At 29.2% G+C, this 6,420-nt stretch carries 8 protein-coding genes; all 8 read right to left on the minus strand.

Annotation, left to right across the window (positions count from 1 at the left end):
* Window positions 1–142: 142 nt before the first annotated feature.
* Window positions 143–691, minus strand: a complete 549-nt coding sequence (locus tag G507_RS0109415; protein WP_026717250.1) for a hypothetical protein — start codon at window positions 689–691, stop codon at window positions 143–145.
* 176 nt (window positions 692–867) lie between these two features.
* Complete coding sequence (locus tag G507_RS0109420) at window positions 868–1,299, minus strand: hypothetical protein (RefSeq protein WP_026717251.1); 432 nt, start codon at window positions 1,297–1,299, stop codon at window positions 868–870.
* Window positions 1,300–1,472: 173 nt separating this feature from the next.
* A complete protein-coding gene (locus G507_RS0109425) occupies window positions 1,473–2,039 on the minus strand; it encodes a hypothetical protein (protein WP_026717252.1) in 567 nt (188 codons plus the stop codon).
* A gap of 142 nt (window positions 2,040–2,181) precedes the next feature.
* Window positions 2,182–3,204 (minus strand): hypothetical protein, encoded by a 1,023-nt coding sequence (locus G507_RS0109430; protein ID WP_026717253.1) that lies wholly within the window; start codon window positions 3,202–3,204, stop codon window positions 2,182–2,184.
* Window positions 3,205–3,386: 182 nt separating this feature from the next.
* Window positions 3,387–4,166 carry an SHOCT domain-containing protein gene (locus tag G507_RS17365; protein WP_051191588.1) on the minus strand — a complete coding sequence of 260 codons (780 nt, stop codon included), beginning with the start codon at window positions 4,164–4,166 and terminating at the stop codon, window positions 3,387–3,389.
* Between the two features lie 250 nt (window positions 4,167–4,416).
* Window positions 4,417–4,683, minus strand: a complete 267-nt coding sequence (locus G507_RS0109440) for a hypothetical protein (protein ID WP_026717254.1) — start codon at window positions 4,681–4,683, stop codon at window positions 4,417–4,419.
* Between the two features lie 36 nt (window positions 4,684–4,719).
* Window positions 4,720–5,658 (minus strand): tetratricopeptide repeat protein, encoded by a 939-nt coding sequence (locus G507_RS0109445; RefSeq protein WP_026717255.1) that lies wholly within the window; start codon window positions 5,656–5,658, stop codon window positions 4,720–4,722.
* Window positions 5,659–5,662: 4 nt separating this feature from the next.
* The gene (locus G507_RS16770) at window positions 5,663–6,097 is read right to left on the minus strand and encodes a 4-fold beta flower protein (protein ID WP_035666018.1); all 435 of its coding nucleotides are present in this window, start codon (window positions 6,095–6,097) and stop codon (window positions 5,663–5,665) included.
* Window positions 6,098–6,420 lie beyond the last annotated feature (323 nt).

Genomic DNA, 6,420 nt, shown 5'->3' on the forward strand with positions numbered 1-6,420 from the left:
CAACGGTTCTCGGCTTTGTTTCAGTGGCTTTGATTAAGCACTTACCAAAGCAAATATAAAACAAATTTATGATTCATAGAGGTTTTTCCGAAGGAAAAACCAAGCTTAAGCCATTGAACAAAACCGGTGTTGGCTGTAGTTTTTATTTTTTTCGTACTCTTAAATACTTACTAAAAACATCAATATATCTATCGTCAAACATAATTTTAGTAATATCCACAAATTCAATTTTTGTAAACTTTTCGTTTAAAAGACCTGAAGCATTAAAATATTGAATAAACACATTCTTTTCCGTAACTCGTTTTATTGGTCCAATTGTGAAACTATCAATTTCTGGATTTTCACATTCAACTATTACATTTTTTTTATTTTTTCGCAAAGATTGAAATATTGTTTTCCAATCATTTAAATCCACTTTAGTTTTAAGTCCAATATTTTCCTTTTCGTTTTCTAAAGACATTATTTTGTCATAATATTTGTCATTATTATTATATCGAATTTCTATAATGTTATTAATAGGAATAATATTAAATCCAAGAAGTTTGAAATCATCACATTCCTGAATTATAACAAAGTCATTTGAAAAATCAACAATATAGCCACGACTTATTTTTTCAAAATCTTCGTCAATTTTTCTTTTAATTCTAGCGAATTTTTGATTGTCGTAAAAGTCTTTAATTTTTTCTTGCATTACGTTTTTTCAAATTACAGCCAACGGTTCGCGGCTTTATTTCAGTTTTGCTGATTGATAACCAAGCCTTAACAAATATAGATAAATTTTTGAATTAAAAACCTTCCAAAATAGAAAAAAACCAAACCTGCAAAATTGAATAAAACCGGTGTTGTGTGTAGTTTTTATTCCGATTTCTATCCGTCAGTCGAAACTCCAACTTGCTTATTATTCTCAAAATGAACATTGAAAAAGTAGTTTTGACCTTCTATTTCCTGAAAAGCCATTTCAAATCCTTCGTCACTTACAGATATTCCTTTCAGTTCAAAATGTTTTTCAATCGATATGAATTCCATTTCTGCATTTTCAAATTGTTCTTTAAGTGCTTTTTCCGCTTCAGATTTTATTTCCGCTTCGTTATTCAGAGCATTGAGTAAAATCCGCTTCTGATTTTCAGATATTCCGTCTTTATTTCCTGCAACAAGAATTTCAATATCAGAATCCAAAAATCTTTTATTCACTTGCCAACCAACATCATTTCCTCTCGTACTAAAACTCTCAATTTCTCCAAAATCAGAGTCAGTCGTTTTTAGTTTTTTACTTCCAAAGAGTTTTCCAAATATTCCCATTCAGTTTGTTTTTAGTTCGGTTTCTCAAATTACACACAACGTTTCGTATATGAAAAGTAGGCGGTTTCGAAGTAACAAATTTTCGGTTAAGCACAAAGTTTGATATGAGCCACAAGCCTTGAATTTACTCCTAATTCGCCTATTTTTTATATACATTGTTGTGGGTAGTGTCTTTAGTTAATTTTGTCGATTGAAATCTGGTAGACTTTTTCAAAAATACTATCCAACCATTTCAACTTGATTCGTGGTACATAACACACACCATTTGTCCTGGTTTGTATCAATTCACCCTCGTTATAATAGAGTTTGTTATTCATCTCAATTGCTCCACAATAACCAGTTCTGCTATTGTCTATGTATTTTTCGTCCACAAAAATCAATTTATTATTCTTTAAAAAATAATCAACAATTGAACCTCCAACACTATATTGAAAAGCGAAATTAATGCCATATTGTGATAAAGTAATTCTTACTATTTCATTGTTTTTGTAATAGATGTCAGCCTCATATAATTCTTGTTCATCAGAAAATTTACTAGGCAATGAAATACTGTCAATACTAATTTTCATCAAGGTCTTATCAATTCGAATTGAATCAACTAAATTCTCGATATTTTTTATTTCTAGAGAATCAATAACCTTTCCTTGTTCAGAAATAAAGGTTTCGTTCTGACTAAAAGTGAATCCTGACGACAGGATAGCAAATATGAATGAATAAGTTCTCATTTTATTATTTTTCATTACCCACAACGTTTCGCGGCTTTGCGAGGTTGCGAACTTCGGAACCGATATTTTTCTGCTAAGATAGAATTTCTTGCGAATGATAAGCGTGAATTTACTACATATTTCGCAATCTCGCAAAACCGCTGTTATGGGCAGTTTTTCATTTTCTTACTTCTTTTTCTAATAAATCAATAGACGTCGTTAATACTTTACCAAACATAAATTTGGATATTTTCTTTGGTTTCATAAATCTTGAAAGTAAAAATATTGTGTCAAACCCTTGTTCTTGCGACCACCATTTTGTTTTAATTCCTAACAATGCTTTTTCAATAGAAAGGTTTCCACCTTTTGGATTTACCAGCCAAGCAAATGCTGTATATTGTCCGATACCTTCTAATGTTAAAAAAAAATTATCCATTTTTGCAATATCTCTTCCGTCTTTTTCAAAACATTTTTGTTGTCTTGCTTTTAACATTTGTAATGCAGTTTTAGATAATTTTACACATTCACTTTTGTCTTTTTCTAATGCTGCTTGTCTAAACAAATCCGCTTCAATTTTATAATCTTTCAAATATATACTGTCGTTTTTATAATAATATTGCAAAATATCGTCATTTAAATTGTCTTCGGGATGTAATTTGCTATACTCATCCATAACTACGCCAATGTCATTAAGGCTTTGTAATTGTTGAGTATGTCCAAACTCGTGTAAGAAAACGCAAGTTACCAAAGTTTCTATACCAATTCCGTGGTCATCAACTTTATTTTTAAGCCAAAAACTTGTTAAGGGCATAACAAAATATGGGCTTCCATTTTCAAGTTGTGAGGCAAATGATGTTATCCGTACTTCTATTTCTGAATTATCTGGTAAAGTAATTTTTCCATTATGCATTTTTTTTATCCAACTTAAAGGCATACCTGTCAAATCTGGTCCAATAATATTAACACCATCTTTTCCAGTTATTTTTGAAGTTGTATAAACATATGTGTCGTCAAACAAAACAAACTCAACTGGTTTTATTTCTTTAAGTGCATAAACATCATTATAAACTAAATCCCAAGCTTTGAACCATCTCTGAACTTCATTTAGTGATTGTTCAAATTTATTGTTTTTGGTATGTCCAAAAAGATTTATTGAACTGATAATTAAGATAATTATTAATACAAATTGATTTTTTCTCATTGTCGTTGTTAATTAGGAGTTTCGATTTTTAAAATTGCCCATAACGTGTATTGGCTTTGCGAAGCGGTTTGAATTCTACACTTACCTTCACAAATATAAAACAAATTTTCGATTCATAGAGGTTTTTCCGAAGGAAAAACCAAGCCTAAACCGTTTTGCAAAACCAGTGTTGGCAGACGGTTTTAATTTTTATCTAATAGCTTTTTCTTTTGAATTTGAAATTCTTCATCATTTAGTATTCCATCATCTACTAATTTTTTTAGTTTAATTAATTCATCTGATATTGTAAGGTTATTTTCTTTAGGTTCATTTTTTTTATTTTCAGTTTGTTTGATAAATCCAGCAATTATTCCATGTAATTTTTCTGATGATGTAAAAGGAATTGTGTAAAGAATACTATTTTTTTCTATTGTTGTATTTAAAAAAATTATTTTAAAAATTGGATTTATTGTATTATTGATAGTAATCTTTACAAGTATTGAATTAATTTTTTCATTTGTTGTTGTCGAACCAGTTGTTCCTCCAATTATTGCTCCTGCACCACCAGCTAAAATTCCACCGACAACACTTCTTCCAATAGTTCCAGATTTTTTAGTAACTGTTTGCCCGTCAATTACAATTTCACTTTCTAATATATCTGAAAAATTATAAATCCAAGGTTTATAAACTGCGTCGACAAAGCAAATTTTCTTTCTGTTATTATCAAATGCTACTGACATTCCAGAAAAATCTGAAAGTGTTATATTTTCTGCTTCAAAATCTTTTAATTCATCTAATACTTTTTTTGCTTTTTCTTTATAATTATTATTCTCTTCTTTGGTTTCATTACTTGACCAAAAAGCAGTAATTATTAAAGAAATTAATAAGAATATAAAAAAGGGTAAAAAAGTCAATATATCTGTAAAATAGAATAATATTAAAGCGGAAATTGAAATTAAAGCAAATTTAGCACTGTTCTTCATATATTTTATTTTTTGTTATTTTTTTTTTTGCGTTTTCTGGCACTGTCTGCCAACGTCTCTGTATATGGCTCGTAGCGTGCAAATTAAACAAATAGTTTCGGATGAAGCACGAGCCGAATTTTTAAATTTTTCTTATTATCTTTTTTTCTCAATAAGCCAAATTTAAAAATTTGGCGGACTCGCAAATATACCTTAACTTCGATTAAGCAACTAATTAGCTATGAGCTATATACGTTGTTAGCACACGTACTTATTCCCATTCCAGTTTTTCCATTTTGAAAATATTTACGTTTTTTGTTATTTCAGTTCCTGTAATTGTGATGTTTATGTCAACAGGTAAATGTGGTGAATTTGCACTTAATCCAATATGATTAACATTGCCAATTAATATAGTTTGTTCATCATCAATTCCTTTTATTTTCATTGGATTTTCAAGTGTAATTTTTATTAGCTTACCGACAGTTGTTTCTAAATCTTTGTGTCTTAAATCTTGAATTTGGTTTTTATTTAATTCCATTAATTACAGTTTTTAGTTATTTCGTCATAAGCTTTACTATTTCCTAAATTCGCCAGCTTTTGAAAAATCAGAACAAGCCTTTGATTTTTTATCAAGTTTTAAATAAGATAATCCTCTATAATAATATGAACTTGCATTTTTTTCGATTTTAAGTGCTTTGTCCATATCATTTACGCTCTTTTCATATTCTCCAATATGATAGTATAGTTCTCCTCTTGTGTCCCAAATGTAAGCCTCTGTTTCGTCCAATTCTAAAGCTTTATTTACAAGAGGTAGAGCATCTTCGTAATTTTTAAGATTTACCAAGCAAAAAGCTTTATTGTTATAAACTGTTGACATTTTATAAATAGTCGGTTTAGCTGTTTTTTCTAATTCAATAATCCTGTCATAATCATTTATTGCTCCATATCTGTCATTTAGCTCACTTTTACACATAGCTCTTAAAAACAAAACGTCTGTATTATTTTGGTCGTTTTCAAGATGCTTTGAGTAATTAAAAATTGCATCTGCAAATTTTTCATTTTTTTGAAGTTGAAATCCTTTATCAGCATAATTAACATTCACATCATTGTTTTGACTATTAGATGAATTTGATTGATTGTTATTATTTTGTTGATTTACCCAAATATTGTAATCTGATATTATTTCTCGAATAGCATTTTCTGTTTGATTTAAATATTTTGTTGCTCTTGCTAAATCGCCATCTTCTATTTTGGTTAAATCATTATATTCTTTATCAAGTCTTGATAAAAAACCATTTTCAGAAATTTGTGGTTTTAATTCTAAAATCCACTTCTTCATATTATAAAGATATTTTTGATTTGCATCATACCTTTTTTGCAAGGTCATTGCAACATTGGAAATTTCGCTTGATGACATTGGCGTATAGCTTGATGTCGTAACTTTAGAATATCTATTTTGTGCAAAAGCCACAAAAGATATAAGCATAAAAATAATTGGTAATACTTTTTTCATAATTTTAATTTTTACCTGAATAAAGGAATTCGGTTAACGATTCTGAACTCCAACTGTTAGTGAATAATGGTTTAATAGGTGTTATTGGTGTCATTGGTCTCATTGGCGACATTTCTTGCATACTTTTCATAGGTTCAATATTTGTCATCATATTAGTTGCTCCTTTTCTTGCTCCAACTGCATTTCCTCCATCATCTCGCACAATTCCGTCTTCGTACCAACCCAAAAAATTTCCGTTAAATCCAAAAACACACATATCATTTCCATCATTTTCTAAAAAAGCAACTGGTTTTCCGTTCCACAAATAGATGGTTGCATCTTCATCATAATCAATATATGCTCTTGCATTTCCTTGACTATCATATAAAGTTGTTTCTTGCGCATTGACTGTAAATGCGACAAATAATAATAAAATCAAAAAGTTAAATGTTTTGTTCATAGTTTGTTTCGTATGTGTGCTAACGGTTCGCGGCTTTATTTCAGTTTTGCTGATTAATAACCAAGCCTTAACAAATATAGACAAATTTTAGATTAAAAAAATTCCAAAATAGAAAAAAACCAAGCCTGCAAAATTGAATAAAACCGTTGTTGTGGTTTCGTAGTAACTTTAATTCAACTTGCGTCAATTCAGAAAGAATTTATGTATGTTGAATTTAAAGAATCAACACAAAGATTTTCCACAAAGAAATTCACGCAAAATATTCACACAAACTTTTCGACTAAGTTCAGTTTTTTGTTTTTAAAATGATTTTGATGAAAAAA

This window comes from Flavobacterium gelidilacus DSM 15343 (genome assembly GCF_000422685.1).
GTDB classification, from domain to species: domain Bacteria; phylum Bacteroidota; class Bacteroidia; order Flavobacteriales; family Flavobacteriaceae; genus Flavobacterium; species Flavobacterium gelidilacus.